At 73.8% G+C, this 23757-nt stretch carries 22 protein-coding genes; 11 read left to right on the top strand and 11 right to left on the bottom strand.

The window, feature by feature from the left end; all coding sequences use genetic code 11:
* Together IE312_RS29645 and ctaC are read right to left on the bottom strand one after the other, a co-directional pair.
* The coding region (locus tag IE312_RS29645; RefSeq protein WP_189985359.1) for a cbb3-type cytochrome c oxidase subunit I at nucleotides 1-278 on the bottom strand (278 nt) is incomplete at its 3' end.
* Nucleotides 275-1237: an aa3-type cytochrome oxidase subunit II gene (gene ctaC / locus IE312_RS29640; protein WP_030340870.1), complete on the bottom strand. Its 963-nt coding sequence runs from the start codon at nucleotides 1235-1237 to the stop codon at nucleotides 275-277. The genes IE312_RS29645 and ctaC, both read right to left, overlap by 4 nt.
* Before the next feature lie 257 nt (nucleotides 1238-1494).
* Between ctaC and IE312_RS29635 the strand changes: the two genes are divergently transcribed.
* Nucleotides 1495-2871: a cysteine desulfurase/sulfurtransferase TusA family protein gene (locus IE312_RS29635; protein ID WP_189985358.1), complete on the top strand. Its 1377-nt coding sequence runs from the start codon at nucleotides 1495-1497 to the stop codon at nucleotides 2869-2871.
* A gap of 24 nt (nucleotides 2872-2895) precedes the next feature.
* Here IE312_RS29635 and IE312_RS29630 read toward each other — a convergent pair whose 3' ends face one another.
* Nucleotides 2896-3870: a carbohydrate kinase family protein gene (locus IE312_RS29630; RefSeq protein WP_189985357.1), complete on the bottom strand. Its 975-nt coding sequence runs from the start codon at nucleotides 3868-3870 to the stop codon at nucleotides 2896-2898.
* 128 nt (nucleotides 3871-3998) lie between these two features.
* Here IE312_RS29630 and IE312_RS29625 point away from each other — a divergent pair, with 128 nt between their 5' ends.
* Both IE312_RS29625 and IE312_RS29620 read left to right on the top strand, forming a co-directional pair.
* On the top strand, nucleotides 3999-4208 hold the full coding sequence (locus IE312_RS29625) for a hypothetical protein (RefSeq protein ID WP_189985356.1): 210 nt from the start codon (nucleotides 3999-4001) through the stop codon (nucleotides 4206-4208).
* 101 nt (nucleotides 4209-4309) lie between these two features.
* Nucleotides 4310-5884: a hypothetical protein gene (locus tag IE312_RS29620; protein ID WP_189985355.1), complete on the top strand. Its 1575-nt coding sequence runs from the start codon at nucleotides 4310-4312 to the stop codon at nucleotides 5882-5884.
* 117 nt (nucleotides 5885-6001) lie between these two features.
* On the opposite strand, the gene IE312_RS29615 is transcribed toward IE312_RS29620, so the two are convergent.
* Nucleotides 6002-6358, bottom strand: a complete 357-nt coding sequence (locus IE312_RS29615; RefSeq protein ID WP_028422454.1) for an iron-sulfur cluster assembly accessory protein — start codon at nucleotides 6356-6358, stop codon at nucleotides 6002-6004.
* A 265-nt stretch (nucleotides 6359-6623) separates the two neighbouring features.
* Here IE312_RS29615 and nadA point away from each other — a divergent pair, with 265 nt between their 5' ends.
* A complete protein-coding gene (nadA, locus tag IE312_RS29610; protein WP_189985354.1) occupies nucleotides 6624-7820 on the top strand; it encodes a quinolinate synthase NadA in 1197 nt (398 codons plus the stop codon).
* Nucleotides 7821-7859: 39 nt separating this feature from the next.
* On the opposite strand, the gene IE312_RS29605 is transcribed toward nadA, so the two are convergent.
* The 5 genes from IE312_RS29605 to IE312_RS29585 all read right to left on the bottom strand — a co-directional run bounded on the left by IE312_RS29605 (nucleotide 7860) and on the right by IE312_RS29585 (nucleotide 14090).
* A complete protein-coding gene (locus IE312_RS29605) occupies nucleotides 7860-10169 on the bottom strand; it encodes a serine/threonine-protein kinase (RefSeq protein WP_189985353.1) in 2310 nt (769 codons plus the stop codon).
* A gap of 180 nt (nucleotides 10170-10349) precedes the next feature.
* The gene (locus IE312_RS29600; protein WP_189985352.1) at nucleotides 10350-11027 is read right to left on the bottom strand and encodes a response regulator; all 678 of its coding nucleotides are present in this window, start codon (nucleotides 11025-11027) and stop codon (nucleotides 10350-10352) included.
* The gene (locus IE312_RS29595; RefSeq protein WP_189985351.1) at nucleotides 11024-12259 is read right to left on the bottom strand and encodes a sensor histidine kinase; all 1236 of its coding nucleotides are present in this window, start codon (nucleotides 12257-12259) and stop codon (nucleotides 11024-11026) included. Before IE312_RS29595 ends, IE312_RS29600 begins: the two co-directional genes overlap by 4 nt.
* A gap of 739 nt (nucleotides 12260-12998) precedes the next feature.
* Nucleotides 12999-13277, bottom strand: a complete 279-nt coding sequence (gene pspAA, locus IE312_RS29590; protein ID WP_189985350.1) for a PspA-associated protein PspAA — start codon at nucleotides 13275-13277, stop codon at nucleotides 12999-13001.
* A 33-nt stretch (nucleotides 13278-13310) separates the two neighbouring features.
* Nucleotides 13311-14090 (bottom strand): PspA/IM30 family protein, encoded by a 780-nt coding sequence (locus IE312_RS29585; RefSeq protein WP_229900576.1) that lies wholly within the window; start codon nucleotides 14088-14090, stop codon nucleotides 13311-13313.
* A gap of 225 nt (nucleotides 14091-14315) precedes the next feature.
* Here IE312_RS29585 and IE312_RS29580 point away from each other — a divergent pair, with 225 nt between their 5' ends.
* The 3 genes from IE312_RS29580 to IE312_RS29570 all read left to right on the top strand — a co-directional run bounded on the left by IE312_RS29580 (nucleotide 14316) and on the right by IE312_RS29570 (nucleotide 16875).
* On the top strand, nucleotides 14316-14942 hold the full coding sequence (locus IE312_RS29580) for a DUF3043 domain-containing protein (RefSeq protein WP_189985348.1): 627 nt from the start codon (nucleotides 14316-14318) through the stop codon (nucleotides 14940-14942).
* Nucleotides 14943-15025: 83 nt separating this feature from the next.
* Nucleotides 15026-15727 carry a class I SAM-dependent methyltransferase gene (locus IE312_RS29575; RefSeq protein WP_189985368.1) on the top strand — a complete coding sequence of 234 codons (702 nt, stop codon included), beginning with the start codon at nucleotides 15026-15028 and terminating at the stop codon, nucleotides 15725-15727.
* A 56-nt stretch (nucleotides 15728-15783) separates the two neighbouring features.
* Nucleotides 15784-16875 carry a S1C family serine protease gene (locus tag IE312_RS29570; RefSeq protein ID WP_189985347.1) on the top strand — a complete coding sequence of 364 codons (1092 nt, stop codon included), beginning with the start codon at nucleotides 15784-15786 and terminating at the stop codon, nucleotides 16873-16875.
* Nucleotides 16876-16935: 60 nt separating this feature from the next.
* On the opposite strand, the gene IE312_RS29565 is transcribed toward IE312_RS29570, so the two are convergent.
* Nucleotides 16936-17148, bottom strand: a complete 213-nt coding sequence (locus tag IE312_RS29565) for a hypothetical protein (protein WP_189985346.1) — start codon at nucleotides 17146-17148, stop codon at nucleotides 16936-16938.
* A gap of 79 nt (nucleotides 17149-17227) precedes the next feature.
* On the opposite strand from IE312_RS29565, the gene IE312_RS29560 reads away from it, so the two are divergent.
* A complete protein-coding gene (locus IE312_RS29560) occupies nucleotides 17228-18427 on the top strand; it encodes a bifunctional adenosylcobinamide kinase/adenosylcobinamide-phosphate guanylyltransferase (protein WP_189985345.1) in 1200 nt (399 codons plus the stop codon).
* Here the strand turns inward: IE312_RS29560 and IE312_RS29555 are convergent.
* On the bottom strand, nucleotides 18417-19403 hold the full coding sequence (locus IE312_RS29555; RefSeq protein ID WP_189985344.1) for a class I SAM-dependent methyltransferase: 987 nt from the start codon (nucleotides 19401-19403) through the stop codon (nucleotides 18417-18419). The two genes, IE312_RS29560 and IE312_RS29555, sit on opposite strands and share 11 nt — an antisense overlap.
* Nucleotides 19404-19536: 133 nt before the next feature.
* Here IE312_RS29555 and cobT point away from each other — a divergent pair, with 133 nt between their 5' ends.
* From cobT to IE312_RS29540, 3 genes are all read left to right on the top strand, one after another.
* Nucleotides 19537-20757, top strand: coding sequence for a nicotinate-nucleotide--dimethylbenzimidazole phosphoribosyltransferase (cobT, locus tag IE312_RS29550; RefSeq protein ID WP_189985343.1), 1221 nt, complete (start codon nucleotides 19537-19539; stop codon nucleotides 20755-20757).
* Nucleotides 20758-21261: 504 nt separating this feature from the next.
* Nucleotides 21262-23058, top strand: a complete 1797-nt coding sequence (locus IE312_RS29545; RefSeq protein WP_229900575.1) for a phosphatidylglycerol lysyltransferase domain-containing protein — start codon at nucleotides 21262-21264, stop codon at nucleotides 23056-23058.
* Between the two features lie 70 nt (nucleotides 23059-23128).
* A partial coding sequence (locus tag IE312_RS29540) for a hypothetical protein (protein WP_189985342.1) occupies nucleotides 23129-23757 on the top strand: 629 nt, incomplete at its 3' end.

The following is a 23757-nucleotide window of genomic DNA, read 5'->3' as shown; positions in this document are numbered from 1 at the left end:
ATCGTGCCGTGCATCGTGAACGCCTGGTTGAACTGCTCGTTCGACATGAACTGCAGACCCGGGCGGGCCAGCTCGGCGCGCATCAGCAGCGCCATCACGCCGCCGATCAGGAAGAACGCGAACGAGGTGACCAGATAGAGCGTGCCGATCGTCTTGTGGTCGGTGGTCGTCAGCCACTTCACCACGACATTGCCGGGCTGCTTGCGCCGGACCGGCAGCTCGTTCTCGTACGAGTCCTCAGCTGCCGCGGCACCCTGGGGTTCGTTGAGGATGCTCACAGTACGTTCGACTCCCGGTTCTTCTCGTGGCTCGTCTGCGCGATGCCGGCGGGAATGTAACCGGTCTGCCCCTTCTTGGCGAGGTCCTGGAGATGCTTCTGGTAAGCCGCCGGGGAGACGACCTTCACGTTGAACAGCATCCGGGAGTGGTCGACGCCGCAGAGCTCCGCGCACTTGCCCAGGAAGGTGCCCTCCTTGTTGGGGGTCACCTGGAAGGCGTTGGTGTGGCCCGGGATGACGTCCTGCTTCATCAGGAACGGCACCACCCAGAAGGAGTGGATGACGTCACGCGAGGTGAGGACGAAGCGGACCGTCTTGCCCTTGGGGAGCCAGAGGGTCGGACCGGGGTTGTTCGTCTGCGGGTTCCGCGTGCCCGGGGTGCCGACGTCGTAGACACCGCCGGCGTTCGCCGGGAAGTCCTTCTTGAACCGGGCCGGAATGGCGTCCAGGTTCCCGTCGGTCTTGGCATCGCCGGTGGAACCGGGGACGTTCTCGATGTAGTTGAAGCCCCAGCTCCACTGGAAGCCGACCACGTTGACCGTGACGTCCGGCTTCTTGTCGGTGAGGCTGAGCAGCTTCGACTCGTCCCGGGCCGTGAAGTAGAAGAGCACCGAGATGATGATGATCGGGACCACCGTGTACAGGGCCTCGATCGGCATGTTGTACCGAGTCTGCGGAGGAACCTCGACCTTGGTGCGGCTGCGCCGGTGGAAGAGGGCACTCCACAGGATCAGGCCCCACACCAGCACGCCGACGGCGAGCGCGGCAGCCCAGGAGCCCTGCCACAGGGAGAGGATCCGCGGAGCCTCTTCCGTGGTCGGGGTGGGCATGCCAAGGCGGGGGAAGTCCTTGTATGTGCAACCGGTTGCGGTCGCCAGGACCAGGCCCGCGGTCAGTGCCTGCAGCAGCTTCCGCCGCATCGGGCGCCGCGGCGAGCGGTCGGAGCCGTTGGGACTCACGTAGCGCCTTCCCGAGAGTCTCGCCCGCGCGGTCGGCTGCGGCCTTCTCGCTGGTCGGTCGCCGCCCTGCGTCGGGCAGGGGTTTGGATGTTTATGCGGACCAAACCCTAGCCCACCCTCTCCGAGGGTTCGCGGGGAGGGGTGCCTACTGAGCGGGGTGGTTCGCTGAATTGGCGGCTGCGGGTGCGTTGTGGCTGGTCGCGCCGTGCCTCGCACCCCCGGACCGACCGCCTTCGACGAGGTCTTAACGTTGCCGTATGGCCTACTTTGACGCCGCTTCCGGCGCTCCCCTCCATCCCGTGGCCCGTCAGGCCCTGTCCGCCTCCCTGGACGACGGATGGGCCGATCCGGCCCGTCTCCACCGGGAGGGACGCAAGGCCCGGTTGCTGCTGGACGCGGCGCGGGAGGCGGCCGCCGAGGCCGTCGGATGCCGGGCGGACGAGGTGGCGTTCACGCCGTCCGGGACCCGGGCCGTGCACACGGGCGTGGCCGGGGCCCTGGCCGGCCGGCGGCGGATCGGACGCCACCTGATCGTGTCCGCGGTCGAACACTCCTGCGTACTCCATTCGGCGGAGGCGTGCGAGGCGGAGGGCGGAGCCGTCACCCGGGTGGCGGTCGGCCGGACCGGCGCGGTCGACCCGTCGGGGTACGCGGCCGCGCTCCGCCCCGACACCGCGCTGGCCTGCCTCCAGTCGGCCAACCACGAGGTGGGGACCGTGCAGCCGGTGGCCGAGGTGGCCGAGGTGTGCCGGGCGGCGGGGGTGCCGCTGCTGGTGGACGCCGCGCAGTCGCTGGGCTGGGGGCCGGTCGAGGGCGGGTGGTCGCTGCTGACGGCCAGCGCGCACAAGTGGGGCGGCCCGTCGGGGGTGGGGCTGCTCGTGGTCCGCAAGGGGGTGCGGTTCGCCCCGCAAGGGCCCGCGGACGAGCGCGAGTCGGGCCGGTCGCCCGGGTTCGAGAACATCCCCGCGATCGTCGCGGCCGTGGCCTCGCTGCGCGCGGTACGGGCCGAGGCGGCCCAGGAGGCGGTGCGGCTGCGGGAGCTGACGGCGCGGATCCGGGCGCGGGTGCCGGAGCTGGTGGCGGACGTGGAGGTGGTCGGCGACCCCGAGCGCCGGCTGCCCGGGACCGTCACCTTCTCCTGCCTCTACGTCGACGGCGAGGCCCTGCTGCACGAGCTGGACCGGGCCGGCTTCTCGGTCTCCTCGGGCTCCTCCTGCACGAGCAGCACGCTGACGCCCAGCCATGTGCTGGAGGCGATGGGGGTGCTGAGCGAGGGCAACGTACGGGTGTCGCTGCCGCCCGGCACGGCCCGGGCCGACGTGGAGCGGTTCCTGGAGGTGCTGCCCGGGGCGGTCGCCGGGGTGCGCGAGAAGCTGGGGGCGCCCGTGCCGGTCACCCGGGCGGCCCCCGAGGAGCTTCTCGTCGACTCCCTCGGCAAGCGCTGCCCGATCCCCGTCATCGAGCTGGCCAAGGTGTTCGGCGAGGTCCCGGTGGGCGGCACCGTCCGGGTCCTCTCCGACGACGAGGCCGCCCGCCTGGACATTCCGGCCTGGTGCCAGATGCGGGGCCAGGAGTACCTGGGCGAGGAGCCGGCGGAGAGGGGATCGGCGTACCTGGTGCGCCGGGTGAGCTGAGCGTCCCGGACGGCCGCGCCGGCCTCAGCCCAGGTGGGCCCGGACCTCCTCGCCGGCCTCCTCGCCGTACGCCTTCACGAACCGCTCCATGAAGTGTCCGCGACGCAGCTGGTACTCCTGCGTGCCCACGGTCTCGATGACGAGGGTCGCCAGCATGCAGCCCACCTGGGCGGCGCGCCGGAGGGAGACGCCCCAGGCCAGCCCCGACAGGAAGCCCGCGCGGAAGGCGTCACCGACACCGGTGGGGTCGGCCTTGCGCTCCTCCTCCGGGCAGCCGACCTCGATCGGGTCCTCGCCGGCCCGCTCGATGCGCACGCCGCGCGAGCCGAGCGTGGTGACCCGGTGGCCGACCTTGCCGAGGATCTCCGCGTCGCTCCAGCCGGTCTTGGACTCGATGAGGCCCTTCTCGTACTCGTTGGAGAAGAGGTACGTCGCCCCGTCCAGCAGGATCCGGATCTCCTCGCCCTCCATGCGGGCGATCTGCTGGGAGAAGTCCGCGGCGAAGGGGATCGAGCGGGAACGGCACTCCTCGGTGTGGCGGAGCATCGCCTCGGGGTCGTCGGCGCCGATGAGGACCAGGTCCAGGCCGCCCACGCGGTCCGCCACGGTCTTCAGCTCGATCAGGCGGGCCTCGCTCATCGCGCCGGTGTAGAAGGAGCCGATCTGGTTGTGGTCGGCGTCCGTGGTGCACACGAAGCGGGCGGTGTGCAGGGTCTCGGAGATGCGGACCGACTCGGTGTCCACGCCGTAGCGGTCGAGCCAGGCCCGGTAGTCGTCGAAGTCGAAGCCGGCGGCACCGACCAGGATCGGGGCGGTGCCGAGCTGGCCCATGCCGAAGGCGATGTTCGCGCCGACGCCGCCGCGGCGCACGTCCAGGTTGTCGACCAGGAAGGAGAGCGACACCGTGTGCAGCTGGTCCGCGACGAACTGGTCGGCGAAGCGGCCGGGGAAGGTCATGAGGTGGTCGGTGGCGATGGAGCCGGTGACTGCGATGCGCACGGCGTTTTCTCCTGCGGGAGGCTGGATTGACAGTTCACGCTACCCGGTCCCACGCCGCCACTGAAGCTGGCAAAACTACCCGATAGTAGCCCTTTCTCCACGCACTCCATCGTGCCTACGGTGCCGTCATGCCGAACTTCGAGGTCCCCTCCACCGCCCCCGCCGACCCCGACGGCGGTCTCGCCGCGCTGCGCGGCGACTGCGCCCGGATGGCTCCGCACTGGACGGCCCCGGCGCACGCCGCCTCCCGGCCGGTGCCGCCGTCCCTCATCCACGGGGTGGACGTGCCGGTGCGCTCGGCCCGGCTGCTGGACGCCATGTCCGACTACGGCGACTGACCGCGGGCCCCGCCGCCCGGGAACCGTACGCTCCCCTCCCGCGTCCCATCGCCGTCCCCCGCGGCCGGGGACGCGGGACACGACCAGCGAGGAGCGATGCGGTGGACACCGAGCGGCCTGAGAACTCCCCAGCCCCCGAGGGGGCGGAACCGGTGACGAGCGGTCGGCGCCCCACCGCCGTCGTCGTCGCCGTCGCCACCGCGGCCGTCCTGGTGGTCGGCGGCGGTGGCGCCTACCTCGCCGCCGGCGGCGGCACCGACGGGCGTACGGACGGTGCGGCCGCTCCCGGCGGCGCCGGGAGCACTCCCCCGCCCCTCGCCCTGGACGGCTGGGAGCGGACCGGCACCGGCGGCATCGCGCCCGGCGAGCCGGATCCGTACGGCTCCCGGTACGTGGTGCGCGGCGACCTGCCGGACGGCCCCCGGACGGCGCCGGTGTACGAGCCGCGGGGCGAGGTCGGCCGCGCCCGCGTCGTCCGGCTGGCGAAGGCGCTCGGCGTCGACGGGACGCCGGTGGCCGAGGGCCGGACCTGGCGGATCGGCGGCCGGGACGGTTCCGGCCCGCGTCTGACGGTGAACCGGGACGCGCCCGGCGGCTGGAGCTTCGACCGGGACGCGCCCGGCACCGACAACTGCCGGAAGGTGACCGTCTGCGCGCACGATCCCGGCGCTCCGGCCGGCGACCCGGTGAGTGCGGCGCGGGCCGAGAAGGCGGCGGCGCCGGTGCTGCGGGCGGCGGGGCTGGACGGCGCGAAGCTCGACGCGAGCCAGGTCATGGGCGCCCGGCGGGTGGTGAACGCCGATCCGGTGGTCGGCGGGCTGCCCACGTACGGCTGGACGACCGGTCTGACCGTGGACCGCAAGGGCGAGCTGGTCGGCGGCCACGGGCTGCTCGCCGCGCCGGTCAAGGGCGACACGTACCCCGTGCTGGGCGCGCGCAGGACGCTGGACCTGATGAACGGGCACGAGCCGGTGCGGGGCGGGCACCGGATGGGGATCGGCGGATGTGCCAGTGCCGTCCCGCTGAAGGACCGGCTGGAGCAGCCCTGCGGGGCGGCCACGGGGACGCCGAGGCCGCCGGCGGACAAGGGCGGGGACACCGGTACGGGCACGGGCACGGCCACGAACACGGTCACGGTCGAGAAGGCGGTGTTCGGGCTGGCCGCGCAGTCCGTCGGCGGCCGGCAGACGCTGGTGCCGTCCTGGCTGTTCCAGGTGCGGGGAGCCGCGGCGGACGAGACGTTCACGGTGACGTACCCGGCCGTGGACCCCGCGTACCTGGCGTCGGCCTCCGCGTCCTCGTCGCCCGGCGCGCCGGCCACCACGACGCCCACGGGTTCCGCGGCGCCGTCGGCCTCCGGGGCGCCCGGGAAGAGCCGGGGCGTGCGGGTGACCGCCTACACGGCGGCCGGCCGGACGCTGAACCTGAGCTTCTACGGCGGAGTGTGCGCCGACTACCGGACGTCCGCGCGGGAGAGCGGCGGCCGGGTGACGGTGACGGTCACCGAGAAGCCCTGGCCGGGGCGCGTGTGCATCCTGATCGCGAAGCAGTACGTGAAGACGGTGACGCTGGACGCGCCGCTCGACGGTCGCACGGTGGTCGGCACGGACGGCAAGCCGGTCCCGAAGGCCGCACCGGGCTCGCTGCGCCCGGACGCGTCGGCGCGGCCCCGCTGACCGGCCGCGAGGCACCGGCGCACCGGGACACCGGACGCGAACCGCGAAAGGCGGCGGTCCCCCGCGGGGGACCGCCGCCTTTCGCGGTTCGCCGGGCCGGAGCCGGGCGGCGTCGGCTCAGCTGAAGGAGTCGCCGCAGGCGCAGGAGCCGGTCGCGTTCGGGTTGTCGATCGTGAAGCCCTGCTTCTCGATGGTGTCCACGAAGTCGATGGTGGCGCCGCCCAGGTACGGAGCGCTCATCCGGTCCGTGACGACCTTGACCCCGCCGAAGTCCTTCTCCACGTCGCCGTCGAGCGAGCGCTCGTCGAAGAAGAGCTGGTAGCGCAGGCCGGAGCAGCCGCCGGGCTGGACGGCGACGCGCAGCGCGAGGTCGTCGCGGCCTTCCTGGTCGAGCAGGGCCTTGACCTTGGCCGCGGCGGCGTCGGTCAGGATGATGCCGTCGGTGACGGTGGTGGTCTCGTCCGATACGGACATCTACATCTCTCCCGGGTTGTACGGAGACTGCTTGCCGACGAGTGCAACCGGCGCTTCCGCGGATTCATTCCGGGCCGGGCATTCGCGTGGTCGCGTTCTTCCTTGCCTCTTCATGCTCGCACATGCCCGGAGACACGGACAGGCGCCCGGAGGGGGACCCCGGGCGGGATTCACGTCACATCGACGCTATCGCCATCGTCAAAGTGACGTGAACCAGTTATGATAGATAGCGTCAGTTAGACGAAAAGTAGAAAGGGTGCGTGTCGTGACCACCGCCCAGACCCAGGAGCTCGACGTACAGCCGACTCCGCTCGCCCTGCTGCTGCTCGGCCGCGAGGCCGACCCGAAGAGCGAGCGGGGCGTCGAGTGTCCCGGTGACCTGCCGTCGCCGTCCGACCCCGACCTGGTCGAGCGTGCCCGCGCCGCCAAGGAGAAGCTCGGCGACAAGGTCTTCGTGCTCGGCCACCACTACCAGCGCGACGAGGTCATCCAGTTCGCCGACGTCACGGGCGACTCCTTCAAGCTGGCCCGGGACGCGGCGGCGCGCCCGGAGGCCGAGTACATCGTCTTCTGCGGTGTGCACTTCATGGCCGAGTCGGCGGACATCCTGACCTCGGACGACCAGAAGGTCGTCCTGCCCGACCTGGCGGCCGGCTGCTCCATGGCCGACATGGCGACGGCCGAGCAGGTCGCCGAGTGCTGGGACGTACTGACCGAGGCGGGCATCGCCGAGCAGGTGGTCCCGGTGTCGTACATGAACTCCTCCGCCGACATCAAGGCGTTCACCGGCAAGCACGGCGGCACGATCTGCACCTCGTCCAACGCCAAGCGCGCCCTGGACTGGGCCTTCGAGCAGGGGGACCCCTCGGCGACAAAGGTCCTTTTCCTGCCGGACCAGCACCTGGGCCGCAACACCGCCGTCCGCGACATGGGCATGTCCCTGGACGACTGCGTGGTCTACAACCCGCACAAGCCGAACGGCGGCCTGACCGCCGAGGAGCTGCGCGCCGCGAAGATGATCCTGTGGCGCGGCCACTGCTCGGTCCACGGCCGCTTCAGCCTGGACTCGGTGAACGACGTGCGCGAGCGCATCCCCGGGGTGAACGTCCTGGTCCACCCCGAGTGCAAGCACGAGGTGGTGGCCGCGGCGGACTACGTCGGCTCGACCGAGTACATCATCAAGGCCCTCGAAGCCGCCCCGGCCGGATCCAAGTGGGCCATCGGCACCGAGCTGAACCTGGTCCGCCGGCTGGCGAACCGTTTCGCCCCCGAGGGCAAGGAGATCGTCTTCCTCGACAAGACCGTCTGCTTCTGCTCGACCATGAACCGCATCGACCTGCCCCACCTGGTCTGGACCCTGGAGTCCCTGGCCGAGGGCAACCTGGTCAACCGCATCGAGGTCGACAAGGAGACGGAGGCGTTCGCCAAGCTGGCGCTGGAGCGGATGCTGGCGCTCCCGTAGCCGTACCCGTCCGGCGGAATCCGGCGCCGGCGTGCCAGGTCACGCCGGCGCCGGATTCCGTCCCGGGCGGGCCGGGTCCAGCGTGAACAGCGTGCCGTCGGGGGTCGTCACCACCAGCGCGCCGCCGTTCACCAGCAGCTTAGGCGAGTTGTAGTCCCCGCTGAGCACGGTGCCGGCCCGCGGGTAGGACTCCCACAGCCGGCGTCCCGTGTGGGCGTCGAGGGCCGCGACCCGGCCGCTCGCACTGGCCAGGAACACACTGCTGCGCGCGTCCGCGACGGGCGCGACCGGCTGTTCCAGGGTCGTCGCGGTGCGCCAGACCTGCCGGCCGGTCAGGGGCGAGACGGCGGTCGTCCGCCCGTCCGAGTCGGCGAAACACAGCACCCCGTGCGCCATCGCCACCCGCCCCCGGTACTCCCCGGCCAGCGCGTGGGTCCCGCGGGCCCCGGTGCGCGGATCGATCACCTCGACCCGGGTGTACGGGTTGTCCTGCGCGCTCGGGTCGGCGGACCGCCGGGCCGCGTAGACCAGCCGTCCGTCCAGGGTTCCGGCGTAGTCCGCGGTCACCGGCGGCGCGACCCCGAGCGGGCGCGCGGAGCCGTCGGCGGGGTCGACGGCGATCAGCCGCCGGCGGGCGCCGGACGGGGTGTGGTAGCCGGTGCAGTCCGCGTACACGCCGCCGCCCGCGCCGAGGAAGTCGCAGTGGTGTCCGGCCGGCACCGGCACCGACCAGCGCGCGGAGCCGTCGCGCGGGGAACGGGCCGTCACGGTCAGGCCGTCCGGGACGAGGACGAGACCGCCGACGAGCACCGCCGCCGCGTTCGCGTCGGCGGCCGGACGGGACCACAGCCGCCGTCCGTCGTCGGCGGCGAACGCGGCGACGGTGGCCGTGGTGTCGTTGCCCGCCGCGTTCAGGACGTTCTCGCGGACGAGTACGACGCCGTCGTGCACCCCGACGACCCGGCTGTCGTAGTGGTTGCGAGCGGTCCCCGGCGGCTGGGTGCCGGTCCGCCAGACCGTGCGGCCGGTGACCGCGTCGACGCGCATGGGCAGGATGCTGTTGCCCCCGCAGTAGACCGCTCCCCCGTTCAGCGCGCAGGACGGCTGCCCGGGGTGGCCGGGGCCGTCCGTCGGTGCCGGGAAACGCTTCACGCCGTGGGCGGCGACCGCGTACACCGTCGTCCGCCAGGGCCGCCAGCCGTCCGGGAGGGCACCCCAGCGGGTGGCCGTGGACCGGGGTGACGAACCGGCCCCGGGCTCCGCCCCGCCCCGGAACGGTCCGCCCGGATAGGCCAGGAGGGCGACGGCCAGCACGCTCGCCAGCCCGACGGCGGCGAGCGGCACCCGCAGACGGCGCCTGCGGCGTGCCGGGACGCCGTCCGCCGTCCCGGGCGGCACGGCGTCCGGGTCCGTGACGGCCGGGGCCGGGTCCGCGGCCGGGGGCCGGTGCGGGACGGAGGCGGCCGGGTCCGGGGTCGGTGGCCGGGTCGGCTCCGGGTCGGTCCGGCGATGCAGGACGGTGGGCAGTTCCGCGGGGGCCGGCTCGGGAAGGGCGGCGGCGAACTCGGCGGCCAGGGCGGCGAGTCCGGGCCGGGCGGCGGCCTGCTTGGCCAGGCAGCAGGACAGGACCGCGCGCAGCGGCTCGGCGACCGCCGTCAGGTCGGGCTCCTCGCTCATCACCCGGTACGCCGTCAGATAGGGGCTGTCCGCGTCGAAAGGCCCGCGTCCGGTCGCCGCGAAGACCACCAGCGCGGCGAGCGAGAAGACGTCGGAGGCGGGACCCACCGACCGGGCGTCCGCGAGCTGTTCGGGGGACATGAACGGCGGAGTGCCCATCATGTGCCCGGTCTCGGTCAGCGCCTGGTTCTCCGCGGCCCGGGAGATGCCGAAATCGATGACCCGCGGGCCGTCCTCGGCCATCAGGACGTTGGCGGGCTTGAGGTCGCGGTGCACCACCCCGGCCCGGTGGATGTCCCGCAGGGCCTCCACCAGGCCGAGGACGAGCCGGCGCAGTTCGGCGCCGGCCAGCGGTCCGTCGTCCCGGACGCGGGCGGAGAGCGGACGCCCGGGTACGTACTGGGTGGCCATCCAGGGCCGCGGCGCCTCCGGGTCCGCGTCCACGACCGGCGCGGTGAAGGCGCCGCTCACCCTGCGGACGGCGGCGATCTCCTGGCGGAAACGGGTCCGGAAGACGGGGTCCTCCGCGTACTGGGCGTGGACCACCTTGACGGCGACCTCGCGGCCCGATCCGGCCCTCGCCCGGTAGACGACGCCCATCCCGCCGGCCCCCAGCCGGTCGACGATCCGGTATCCGCCGAGCGACCCCGGATCACCTTCGTGCAGTGCCACCGCCCCGTTCCCCTCCCCCGAAGAGCAGTTCCGGATCACTGGATAGGAAAGCCCTGCGCGGGAGGGGACGCCGGTGCGGGTGTCGGACCCCCGCGGGCTCCGCGGCTCGTCCGGGGCGGCCGGGACGGGGACGGGGACTCTCCTCGGTGAGCGACGGAAGCGGCAGCGCGCGGGCGGAGATCACTCCATCCGCGGACGGACCAGCCCAGACTCGTACGCGATCACCACCAGCTGCGCCCGGTCCCGCGCGCCCAGCTTGGCCATCGCCCGGTTGACGTGCGTCTTCACCGTCAGCGGGCTGACGGACAGGCGCTCGGCGATCTCGTCGTTGGAGTGACCGCCGGCGACCTGGACGAGCACTTCCCGTTCCCTGCCGGTGAGCGCGCCGAGCCGCTCGGAGCGGGCCGGGTCGAGGCCGTCGTCGTCGCCCCGGGCGAGGAAGCGGGCGATCAGGCCCTTGGTGGCGGCCGGGGACAGCAGCGCCTCACCGCCGGCCGCGACCCGGATGGCGGTCAGCAGTTCCTCGGGCTCGCTGCCCTTGCCGAGGAAGCCGGAGGCGCCGGCCCGCAGCGCCTGGACGACGTAGTCGTCGACCTCGAACGTGGTCAGGATGACCACGCGGACCTGCGCCAGCGACGGATCGGCACTGATCAGCCGGGTCGCGGCGAGACCGTCGGTGCCGGGCATCCGGATGTCCATGAGGACGACGTCGGGGCCGTGCTCCCGGGCGAGACGGGCCGCTTCCGCGCCGTCCGAGGCCTCCCCCACCACTTCCATGTCGGGCTCGGAGTCGACCAGCACCCGGAAGGCGCTGCGCAGCAGTGCCTGGTCGTCGGCGAGCAGGACACGGATGGTCATACGGGCTCCCCTTGGGCCGTCGTCGTCTCGACCGGCAGGATCGCATGGACCCGGAAACCGCCCCCGTACCGGGGCCCGGTGGTCAGGGTGCCGCCGAGGGCGGTGACCCGCTCGCGCATGCCGAGCAGCCCGTGCCCGCCGCCGTCGGCGCCTCCGGCGCCGCCGGTCTCCGGTGCGCCGGCCGTGCCCGAGCCGTCGTCCAGCACGGTGACCTCCACGTTCGGTCCGACCCGTACGACGCTCACCTCGGCCTCCGCGTCGGGGCCCGCGTGCTTGCGCACATTGGTGAGCGCCTCCTGGACGATCCGGTAGGCGGCCAGATCCACCGCGGCCGGCAGCTCGGTGCCCTGGTCGGCGCGGGCCACGGCCACCGGCAGGCCCGCGCTGCGGAAGGTGTCGGCCAGCTCCTCCAGGCGGCTGAGGCCGGGCGCCGGTTCGGTGGGGGCCGCCGGGTCGCCGGACTGGCGGAGCAGGCCGACGGTGGCGCGGAGTTCGTTCAGCGCGCTGCGGCTGGCCTCCCGGACGTGCGCGAGGGCCTCCTTGGCCTGGTCGGGCCGTTTGTCCATGACATGGGCGGCGACGCCGGCCTGCACATTGACCAGGGCGATGTGGTGGGCGACGACGTCGTGCAGATCGCGGGCGATCCGCAGCCGCTCCTCGGCGACCCGGCGGCGCGCCTCCTCCTCGCGGGTGCGTTCGGCGCGTTCCGCGCGGTCCCGGATGGCCTGGACGACCGCGCGACGGCTGCGCACGGCGTCCCCCGCGGTGGCGCCGATGCCGGTCCAGGCGAGGACGCCCAGATTGTCCTGGGCGTACCAGGGCAGGGGGCCGGCGAGCATGGCGGCGGCCGTCAGCACGGTCATGGTGAGCAGGCCGAGGCGCCAGGTGGTGGGGCGGTCGGTGGTCGCGGCCAGGGTGTAGAGGGCGACGACGGCGGACATCGCGACCGGGGCGCGCGGGTCGCCGGTGACGAACTCGACGAGGGACACGGTGCCGGTGACGGCCAGGACCGTGCGCGGGGCACGGCGGCGGAAGACGAGCGCCGCCGCACCGGCCAGCATGAGCAGCAGGCTGAGGACATCGGGGACCCGCAGCTCCCAGGTGACGCCCTGTCCCCGGGGCACGGCGAAGGTCCCGGCGACCATGCAGGCCAGCACGCCCGCCGCGAGGGCCGCGTCCAGGGCGAGGGGGTGTGCCTTGAGGCTGCACCGGGCGCGCTCGAGAGTGCTCACGGAGGAACAGTACGGTTCCGGCCCGGGACCGCGAGGGCCGGACAGAATTCCGGTCCCCCTGCCGACACCCGGCCCGGGATCAGCCCTGGGCATGCCGGGGAACACCCGGTCCGGGATCGGCACCGGGTCACGCCGGGGAACACTGGGTGCGGGATCAGCCCTGGGTCACACCGGGGATCAGCTTCCGGTCAGCCGGGCATCAGCGCTGGGGCATGCCCGGGATCAGCACCAGGTCATGCGCTGGGTCAGCCCTGGATCAGCCCTGGATCAGCCCTGGATCAGCCCTGGATCAGCCACAGGTGATGCCCGAGACCAGTCCTGGATCAGTCGAGCGTCAGCCCTAGGTCGTGGCCGGGATCGACCCCGGGTCAGCCGGGCAGCAACCAGACATCAGCCGCAGGTCATAACCGAGACCAGCCCTGGATCAGCCGAGCGTCAGCCCCAGGTCGTGGCCGGGTTCGACCCCGGGCCAGCCGGGCAGCAAGCCCCCAGTCACGCCCGACACCCGCCCCGGATCAGCCAGACATCAGCCTCAGGTCATGCCCGAGACCAGCCCCGGGCCAGCCGGGCAGCAGCCAGACATCAGCCCCAGGTCATACCCAGGATCAACCCCGGGTCAGCGGGCAGCAGCCCGACATCAACCCCGGGTCATACCCGGCACCGACCCCGAGTCATAACCGTGACCGACCCCGGGTCAGCCGGACATCAGTCGCAGGTCGTGCCCGGCACCGGTCCTGGGTCAGCCGGGGATCAGGCCGTCGTCGCCGAGCAGGTGCCGGACCTCGTCCAGCGTCGCGTCGGCCGACGGCAGGATCAGGTCGGACGGCTCCAGCGAGGCGTCGGGCAGCGGGGTGCCGAGCCGGCGGACGGCGTGCAGGAGGGCGCCGAGGGTGCGGCGGAAGCCGTCCTGGTCGCCGCTCTCCATCTCGGCCAGCAGCTCGTCGTCCAGCTCGTTCAGCTCGGTGAGGTGGGTGTCGTCCAGCCTCACCTGGCCCTCCCCCATGATCCGTACGATCACGACGGCCTCCCTCGGCTCGGGCCCCGGCGCCGGCTACTGCTTGTCGAAGCGCGGGGTGTCCTGCGGCTGCTGCTGGGACTGCCCCTGACCGGCGCCGCCCTCGATGGCCTGCTGCGGGGAGCCCCCGGCCAGCTCGGCCTTCATGCGCTGCAGTTCCAGCTCTACATCCGTACCACCCGAGAGCCGGTCCAGCTCGGCCTGGATGTCGTCCTTGTGCATGCCGGACGGGTCGTCGAGGGCGCCGGAGGCGAGCAGTTCGTCGAGGGCGCCGGCCCGGGCCTGGAGCTGGGCGGTCTTGTCCTCGGCGCGCTGGATGGCCAGGCCGACGTCGCCCATCTCCTCGGAGATGCCGGAGAAGGCCTCTCCGATGCGGGTCTGGGCTTGGGCGGCGGTGTAGGTGGCCTTGATGGTCTCCTTCTTGGTGCGGAAGGCGTCCACCTTGGCCTGGAGGCGCTGGGCCGCCAGGGTGAGCTTCTCCTCCTCGCCCTGGAGGGTCGCGTGCTGCGTCTCGAGGTCCGTGACCTGCTGCTGGAGCGCGGCCTTGCGGGACAGCGCCTCGCGGGCCAGGTCCTCCCGGCCGAGCGCGAGCGCCTTGCGGCCCTGGTCCTCCAGCTTGCCGGACTGCTGCTGCAACTGGTTGAGCTGGAGTTCCAGGCGCTTGCGGCTGGTGGCCACGTCGGCCACGCCGCGCCGCACCTTCTGCAGCAGCTCCAGCTGCTTCTGGTAGGAGTAATCGAGGGTCTCGCGCGGGTCCTCGGCCCGGTCAAGGGCCTTGTTCGCCTTCGCGCGGAAGATCATCCCCATACGCTTCATGACACCGCTCATGGGCTTCGCGCGCCCCCTTCTGACGGACTCCAGCTCACCGATCCTGCGACAGGACCCACAGTACGGGCCCCGCTTCCATTACCGCACTGTTCGCGGGGTGATGCGCTCATCCCCGAGGACGACTGCGGTCCGCACGGCTCCGGCGTGAGGAGTAGGTGATCCACCCTGAAGACGTCCGGTGTTGCCGGATCGTTCCCCACCGGACTGGGGTCCATGCCGGTGAAGCCCTTACCCTTGGGTTTTGTGTTCCGTAGCCGTGCCAAGGAAGAGAAGGCCCCCGCCGACAAGGCGGTGGTGACCGACTCCAAGCAGCCCCGTGACCCGCAGGCCCCCAAGGGCAGGCCCACGCCCAAGCGCAGTGAGGCCCAGTCCCAGCGCCGCAGCGTCGCCCACACGCCGACCAACCGCAAGGAGGCAGCCAAGCGCCAGCGCGAGGAGCGGCGGCGGGCGCTGGAGCGGCAGCGCCAGGCGCTGGCCGGCGGCGACGAGCGGTACCTGCCCGCCCGCGACAGGGGCCCGGTCCGGCGGTTCGCCCGGGACTGGACGGACTCGCGGTTCAACGTGGCGGAGTTCTTCCTCCCGCTGGCCGTGGTCATCCTGGTGCTGAGCGTGGTGCGGGTGCCGGCGATCCAGAGCATCGCGCTGCTGCTGTGGCTGGTCGTGATCGTGCTGATCGTGCTGGATGCGGCGTTCAGCGGCTTCCGGCTGAAGAAGCGGCTCAAGGAGCGCTTCCCCGAGGAGAACACGCGCGGCGCGGTCGCCTACGCCCTGATGCGCTCCCTGCAGATGCGCCGGCTCCGGCTGCCCAAGCCCCAGGTCAAGCGCGGAGCGCGGCCCTGAGCGCTGACGCTTTCACCGGGGGCGCGGCCGAGGCCCGGCCGAACAGGCTGGGCGGCCTGCGGGATGTCGTGAGCCAGGAGCTGGTGGCGCGGCAGCTGGACGAGCAGATAGCCGGGCGGTTCCCGGTCGGGCGGCGGCTGCGGGTGCTCGACGTGGGGATGGGCCGGGGCGCGCAGGCGCTGCGGCTGGCCCGGCTCGGCCACCAGGTGACCGGGGTCGAGCAGGACGCGACGATGATCGCGGCCGCCCGGGAGGCCGTGGCGCGGGAGCCGGAGGGCATCCGGGAGCGGGTCCGGCTGGTGCAGGGCGACGGGCGGGACACCGGTGTGCACTTCCTGCCGGGCAGCTTCGACGTGGTGCTGTGCCACGCCGTACTGATGTACGTCGAGGAGCCCGATCCGCTGGTGGCGGGCCTGGCCCGGATGCTGGCCCCCGGCGGTCTGCTCTCCCTCCTGGTGCGCAACGGCGACGCGCTCGCCATGCGCCCGGGCCTGACCGGCGACTGGGCCGGCGCCCTGGCCGCCTTCGACACCACCGCCTACCGCAACCGCCTCGGCCGGGACGTCCGCGCCGACCGCCTGGCCTCCCTGACCGCCACGCTCGCCGGCATCGCCGCCCCGCTGCACGCCTGGTACGGCGTCCGGGTCTTCACGGACACGGTGGCGGACGACGCGGCGCTCCCCGACGACCTGCCGGCGCTGCTGGCGGTGGAGGAGCGGGCCGGGCGCACCGACCCCTACCGCGGGGTGGCGGCGCTGCTGCATCTGTGCGGGGTACGCGGCTGAGCCCGTTCGGGGCAACAGCGCGGGACGGGTGATCATCCCGAGGTGAGACTCGGGGCATGGACGCTTACCGTTCCCGCGCGCGTGGCCCGCGGACGGCCGTGCGCGCCGCGGCGCTCGCGTGCTGCGCGGCGCTCGCCGCCGGCTGCACCGCCCCCGCCGTTCCGGCCGGCCGGGACGGCGGGGCGACGGCCCCGGCGGGCACCCGGGCTGCCGTCCCGATGGCCGCGGGCGACCTGCAGAGCCAGTACCAGAGGGTCATCAAGGAGGTCCTGCCGTCGGTCGTGCAGATCCAGGCGAGCCACGACCTGGGCTCCGGGGTGGTGTACGACGGCGACGGACACATCGTCACCAACGCGCACGTGGTGGGGTCGGAGAAGACCTTCCAGGTGACCACGGCCAGCAACGAGGAGCCGCTGACCGCGAGCCTCGTCTACTCCTACCCCGAGCAGGACCTGGCCGTGATCCGGCTGGACCGGGTGCCGGACGGGCTGAAGCCGGCGGTGTTCGGGAACTCCGACAAGGTGGAGGTCGGCCAGATCGTGCTGGCGATGGGGTCGCCGCTGGGGCTGTCGTCCAGCGTGACCCAGGGCATCGTCTCGGCGACCGGACGGACCGTCAGCGAGGGCAGCGCGGAGGGCGGTACGGGCGCGACGATCGCGAACATGGTGCAGACGTCGGCCGCGATCAACCCCGGCAACAGCGGCGGCGCCCTGGTCGACCTCACCGGGCAGGTGATCGGCATCCCGACGCTCGCGGCGGCCGACCCCGGCCTCGGCGGCAGCGCGGCGCCCGGCATCGGGTTCGCGATCCCGGCGTCGATGGTGCGCACGATCGCCGGCCAGATCGTGAAGGAGGGAAAGGTCGTCGACTCGGGGCGGGCGGCCCTCGACATCACCGCGCGGACCGTCGTGGACGACCGCTACCAGCCGGTCGGGGCGGCGGTGGTCACCGTCCGGGCCGGCGGCGCCGCCGAACGGGCGGGCCTGCGGCCCGGGGACATCATCACCAGGATGGGTGACCGGCCCGTCACGAGCGTCACCTCCCTCGCCGAGGCGCTGGCGGCCGGCAGGCCGGGCCTGCGGACGCCGGTGACGTATGTGCGCGACGGCGTCGAGAAGACGGTCGGGGTGACGCTGGGCGAGCAGTGAGGAGGGCGGCCCCGCGGCCCCCGCCCCCGTCTGCCCGCCCAGCCGGCCCGGCCGGCCGGTTCAGGCCTCCGCCGCCTGCAGGCTCATCGGCCCGTAGATCTCGGTGTTCTCCTCGAACAGCCGCACCTGGTCGGCCCCGCCCTCCAGCAGTGCCTTCCAGTGCTCGCCGATCCAGGACTCGGCGTCGCCCTGGGTGGTGAACTCCTCGGGCTGGACGGCCGGCTGGACCTCCGTCCCGTCGGCCTTCTCGAACCGCCACGTCCATGCCGTCATGTGGGCCTCCTTTGATCCGACACCTGCCGAGAGCCTAGCCGGAAGCGCAAGACCTGCTCAGAGAGGTGAAAATCGATCCGTGGACATCACTCTGCTCGGTACCGGCGCCCCCGCCGGACTGCCCCGCCCCGACTGTTCCTGCGCCGCCTGCGCGACCGCGCTCGGACCGGACGCACGGGCCGCGACCGCGGTGCTGGTCGACGGCTCGCTGCTGCTCGACCTGACGCCGGGCGCGGCCTTCGCGGCGGCGCGCGCCGGGCATTCGCTGGGCGGTGTGCGGCAGGTGCTGTTGTCGCACCCGCACGACGGCCCCGCGGTGGAGGTGCCGGCCGGGCTGCCGCAGCCGGGACGGGTACCGGACGGGCGGGAGTTGGCGCTGCTGACGGGGCATCGGGTGCGGGCGGTGGCGATGGACGCGGGCGGCACCGGGTACGCGGTGACCGGACCGGACGGGCAGCGGCTGCTGTACCTGCCGCCGGGCGGGGCACCGGCCGGTCTGGGGAAGGCGGCGGAGTCGTACGACATGCTCCTCGCGGACGTCGTCGGCCGTCCCGACGCGCTGGCCCGGCTCCGCGCGGTCGGCTCGGTGGGGCCCACGACGGACGTGCTGGCCGTCCACCTGGACCACGACGTGCCGCCCGGCGCGGAGTTGCGGCGCCGGCTCGCGGCGGCCGGGGCGCGGGCGGTGCCCGACGGCACGACGCTGGTGGTCGGGGTCTACGAGGACGTGCCGGACGTGCCGCGGCGGACCCTGGTGCTGGGCGGGGCGCGCTCGGGCAAGTCGGTGGAGGCGGAGCGGCGACTGGAGACCTTCCCGGACGTGCTGTACGTGGCGACGGGTGGCACGCGCGGCGGGGACACCGAGTGGGCGGCGCGGGTGGCCGCGCACCGGGAGCGGCGGCCGGGGTCGTGGCGTACGACGGAGACGACCGACCTGGTGCCGCTGCTCGCCGAGGACGGGCCGCCGCTGCTGGTCGACTGTCTGTCGCTGTGGCTGACCGACGTCATGGACCGGGTCGGGGCGTGGGACGACGCGGAGTGGGCGGGCGGCGGCGAGAAGGAGCTGCGGGAGCGGGTGCGGGAGCTGGCGTCCGCGGTGCGTACCACGCGGCGGACCGTGGTGGCGGTGTCCAACGAGGTCGGTTCGGGGATCGTGCCGGCGACGGCCTCCGGGCGGCGGTACCGGGACGAACTGGGGCGGCTGAACGCGGCGTTCGGGGCGGAGTGCGAGCAGGTGCTGCTGGTCGTCGCCGGGCAGGCGCTGGTGCTCAGGGGGTGAGCTGCTTGCGCGCCACGATCCGGTACGCGTTGGAGAGGCGGGTGCGGCGCGCGAGGGGGGCCAGGACGTGGTCCAGTGCCGCGGCCACGTCCAGCAGGGGGCTCGCCACGAGCTGGAGCAGCGGGTGGGCGGGGGCCAGGCAGAGGGCGACGGCCGCCGCGAGGTCGTGGGGCAGGTGCGGGTCCCCGCGGTCGGTGACCAGGATCGTGCAGCCCAGGTTCTCCAGTTCGGCGCGCAGGTTGGCCAGGGGCGGCAGGTGCAGGTGGCGGGGCTGGCCGTAGGGCAGCCAGCGTTTGCCGAGCAGCCTGGCGAACAGGCAGCGGGGGTCCGGGACCTCGACGACGAGGTGGCCGCCGGGCCGCAGCACGGTGAGCGCGGCGCGCAGTTCGGCGCGCGGGTCGGGCGCGTGCTGCAGGTGGTGGAAGAGGGTGACCACGTCGTAGCGGGCGCGCAGCCGCGCCGCCGTCCCCGGGCCGGCCAGGTAGCCCCGGTGCGCCTCCTCCACCCGCCCCTCGCGCAGCGCCTGTTCGACCCGGGCCGTCGGATCGAGACCGTCGAAACTGGTGTAGGGGAAGAACTCCTTGGCCGCCTCGGGGAAACGGCCGTGGCCGGTGCCGACGTCGAGCCAGCTCTCCGGCTCCTGGAGCGCCGACAGGCGCCAGGCGGCGGCGCGGTGCCGGCGGCGGACCGCGCGCGGGGAGACGACGCGGGCGGTGAGCTCGTCGAGGTGCCTGTCGTAGAAGTCCCGGTGGAAGAAGGCGATGCCCTCCGCGGTGAGCCGCGGGTTCTGGAAGACGTGGCCGCAGTCCCGGCACCGGTCGAGGGCGAACGTGCCCGGCCGGTGCCGCAGCGGGTCGGGTGCGCGCACCCGGGTGCGCAGGCGGGGGGATCCGCACCAGGGGCAGTCCTCGCGGCGCGACTCCTGGAAGGGGTCGGCGGCGGTGGTGATCTGCGGGGTGAGGGGCGTGGTCGGCATGGGCGGCTCCCTGTGCGACATTCCGCGACAAACCGGAACGTATGGGATCGCGATCCGCGGTGCAAAGACGTCGCGGTGGCGAGGCGCCGATGTGGCGCGGGTACCTCCCCGCGCTGGCGGTACTGTTCGGCGAATGAGCAGCCTTAATCTGGACGACTTCTCCGATCTGATCGAGCGCCCGGACGGCGGCGTGCGCCGTGACGCCGAGGCCCGGCGGGAGCGCCGGATCGTGCCGCCGGGGGCGCTGGGCCGCCTGGACGAGCTGGGCGAGTGGCTGGCGGCCGCGCGGGGCGCCGTACCGGTACGGCCGGTCGAACGGCCGCGGGTGGTGCTGTTCGCCGGCGACCACGGCGTCGCCGCGCTGGACGTGTCGGCGCGGCCCGCGGGCGGTGCGGAGCAGCTGGTGCGGGCGGTACTGGAGGGGGCCAGCCCGGTGTCCGTGCTGGCGCGCCGGCTGGAGGTGCCGGTACGGGTCGTGGACATGGCGCTGGACTGCGATCCGGACGCCTTCCCGAAGGACGTGACCCGGCACCGGGTGCGGCGGGGCAGCGGCCGTATCGACATCGAGGACGCGCTCACCCTGGACGAGGCCGAGGCCGCCCTGCTGGCGGGGGTCGCGGTCGCCGACGAGGAGGCCGACTCGGGGACCGACCTCGTGGTGCTCGGCGATGTCAGCGTGGGCGGGACGACGCCGGCGGCGGTGCTGATCGCCGCGCTGTGCGGCACCGACGCGTCCGTGGTGACCGGGCGGGGCGGGGTCGCCATCGACGACCTGGCGTGGATGCGCAAGTGCGCGGCCGTCCGGGACGCGCTGCGGCGGGCCCGGCCGGTGCTCGGGGACCAGCTGCAGCTGCTGGCGGCGGTGGGCGGCGCGGACCTGGCGGCGATGACCGGGTTCCTGCTGCAGTGCGCGGTACGGAAGCTGCCGGTGATCCTGGACGGGGTGGTGGCCGCCGCGTGCGCGCTGGTCGCGCAGCGGGTCGCGTTCCGGGCGCCGGACTGGTGGCTGGCCGGGCACGACAGCGGGGAGCCGGGGCAGGCGAAGGCGCTGGACCGGATGGCCCTCGAACCGCTGCTGCAGCAGGACGTGAAGGTCGGCGAGGGCGTCGGCGCGCTCCTGGCACTGCCCCTGGTGCGCGCCGCGGCCGCGCTGGCCGCGGAACTGCCGGAGAAGCCGGCCACCGACGAGACGCCGACCGAGGTTGCGCTGGATGCGCCGGGCGCTGACGCAGAGGCTGCGCTGGAGACGCCGGGCGCCGGACAGACGCCGGGCGCCGCGGAGACGCCGGGCGCCGCAGACTCGTTCGGCGCCGGGGAGACCCCGGGTGCCGGGGAGACGTCGGCGGCGCAGTAGCACAGCGGGAAAGGCGCCGAAGGCCGGGGAAGCCCCCTGGGCGGAGGTCGCGACCGGCCCGGCACCGTCGGGCCGGCACCGTCGGGCCGGGCCGCACCGTGCATGCACCGCCCTCCACGCGCCGCCCCGCGCATGCGACGCCCCCTGCAGACGTCCTCCGGGACGGCACCCCCTCCGGACGCCACCCCTCCAGGCGCCACGCCCTCTAGGCGCCACCCCCTCCAGGCGCCCCCCGGGGCTCCCGGACGCCACCCCTCCCAGGCGCCCCCCGGGGACGCCCCCCATGCCCACGCCCCGCCCGTGCGCGGCCCCGCCCGCGCACCGCCCCGGTGCCGACGCATGGCCGACGGGGGTCGGTCGGCGAAGACGCGTGACCGGGATGAGAGGGCCGTGCGGCCCGGATGGCGCGATCGGCGAAGGAGGCGGCGGGTAGCGGAAGGACGGCGTCCGCGCCGGAGCGGAAAGACCGGTTCGCCACATCCACGCCCCATATGATCCTGCACCATGGGAGATGCCCGAATTGCCGTGGAGCAGCGAGTCGAGGCGGCCGGGACGGGTGAGCGGGTGCGGCGGTCCACCGGGGCTTCCCGGCGGGCCGCCGCGTTCGCCGTCTGGTACCTGCGGACGGTCGCCTTCATCAACTTCCTCAGCGCGGTGTGGGTCTCGCTCGGCCAGGACGTGCGCCGGCACAACCAGGACGACTTCTTCACGCCCTACCTGCTGACGGCCGGCTTCGCCTCCGGGGTGTTCACCGCCTTCCTGGCGATCACCATGCGGCGCCGCAAACGGGCCGCGTGGATCCTCAACCTGGTGATGAGCGGCCTGTTCCTCGCCCTCCTCGCCTTCGCCATGGCGTTCCCGGAGATCCGGCGGTACGCCCAGAACTGGATCTCCCTGGCGCTGACGGCCGCCTTCGTGGGCGCGCTGCTCACCGGCCGGCGGGAGTTCTACGCCAAGGGCGACCGGTCCAACCCGCGGCTCGCCGCCACCGTGGCCGTCGGCGGCGGGCTGCTGGCCAGCCTGCTGGCCGGAGCGCTGGTGACGGTCACCAACCAGGCGCCGGACGCGGCCCGCTCGACGTTCCCGGAGCGCTGGCACTACGGCGCCCTGCGGCTGGTGTCCGTGGCCGCCGAGGAGTCCCGCTTCCCCGGCATCGACCCGCCGAACTGGGCCAACGTGGCCGTCAACGTGCTCAGTACGGCCCTGGTCCTCGCCGTCCTCTACGCCGCCTTCCGGTCCCGGCGGGCCGTGGACCCGCTCACCGAGGACGACGAGGAGCGGCTGCGCGAGCTGCTGGAGCGGCACGGCGACCGCGACTCGCTCGGCTACTTCGCGCTGCGCCGGGAGAAGAGCGTGGTGTGGTCGCCGACGGGGAAGGCGGCCGTCGCCTACCGGGTGGTCGGCGGGGTGAGCCTGGCGTCCGGGGATCCGATCGGGGACCCGGAGGCGTGGCCGGGAGCGATCGCGCCGTGGCTCGCCCAGGCGCGGGCGCACGGCTGGATCCCGGCGGTGATGGGAGCCGGCGAGGAGGCCGGGACCGTCTACGCCCGGCACGGCCTGGACGCCCTCGAACTCGGGGACGAGGCGATCGTGGAGGTCGCCGAGTTCACCCTGGAGGGCCGGGCCATGCGCACCGTCCGGCAGGCCTACAACCGGGTGCAGCGGGCCGGGTACCGGGTGCGCATCCGGCGGCACGGGGACATCCCCGCCCCCGAGATGGCGTACCTCGTCGCACGGGCCGACGACTGGCGCGACGGCGCCACCGAGCGGGGTTTCAGCATGGCGCTGGGCCGGCTCGGGGACCCCGGGGACGGCCGGTGCGTGATGCTGGAGTGCACGGACGCCGAGGGCCGGCTGCGGGCGCTGCTGTCCTTCGTGCCGTGGGGGCCGCACGGGCTGTCCCTGGACCTCATGCGGCGGGACCGGGACTCCGACAACGGGCTGATGGAGTTCATGGTCATCGAGCTGCTGCGCCGGGCCGGGGAGACGGGGATCACGCAGGTCTCACTGAACTTCGCGATGTTCCGGTCGGTCTTCGAACGTGGCGCGCGTCTCGGTGCCGGCCCGGTGCTGAGGCTGTGGCGGTCGCTGCTCAGCTTCTTCTCACGCTGGTGGCAGATCGAGTCGCTGTACCGCGCCAACGCGAAGTACCGGCCCATCTGGGAACCGCGGTTCCTGCTCTTCGAGAAGAGCGCGGACCTGCTGCGCATCGGCCTCGCCTCGGCCCGCGCGGAGGGGTTCCTGGAGGCACCGGGACTGCCGAAGTGGCTGCACCGCAGGCACCTGGACACGCACCGATGAGACACGTTCGACGGGGGAGCGCGCGATGGCCGGAACGCTGGACGGGGGAACGTTCGATGAGGGACGTGCCATGAGGGCCGTGGCCCGCTGGGCGCGTGCCGAGTGGGGACCGCTGTGCGCCGCCGCGCACGGGTCCCTGCGCCGACGGGGGCCGGCGGCGGTCCCGATGACGGTCGCCGCGGTGGGCCTGACGGCGTTACTGCAGTACGCGCAGAACCAGCCGTGGGGCTACGGGCCGGTGCAGGGCCTGGGCGCGGTACGGGCCGAGGACCCGCTGGGGCTGGCCCTGCTGCGCACGCCCCTGTCGCTGTTCGTCCCGGCGCTGGACCTGCCGGTGTGGGGGGCGCTGGTCCAGATCCTGCTGGTGTTCGGGGTCGCCGAGCTGTGCCTGGGCTGGTGGCGGACGCTGGCCATCGCCTACGCCGCCACCCTCGCCGGGACCCTGTACGCGCGCCTGGGCATCACCCTCGGCGGCCACGCCCCGTTCGGGCTGCCGTGGACCGACGCGCAGGTGGTGGACACCGGGCCGTCGGCGGCCGTCGTGGGGCTCGCGGTGTTCGTGGCCTGGCGGTACGGCGCCTACGTGACGGCGGGCGCGGTGACCCTGGCCATGGTCGTCGAGGTGCTGGTGAAGGAGAACCTGGCGGGCAAGGAGCACCTGGCCGCGCTGATGGCGGTGGGGCTGCTGTGCCTGCTGGC

It is taken from the genome of Streptomyces capoamus (assembly GCF_014654935.1).
In the GTDB taxonomy this organism is placed as follows: Bacteria; Actinomycetota; Actinomycetes; order Streptomycetales; family Streptomycetaceae; genus Streptomyces; species Streptomyces capoamus.
The sequence above is the reverse complement of the archived record's forward strand: the minus strand, read 5'-3'. Positions and strand labels throughout refer to the sequence as shown.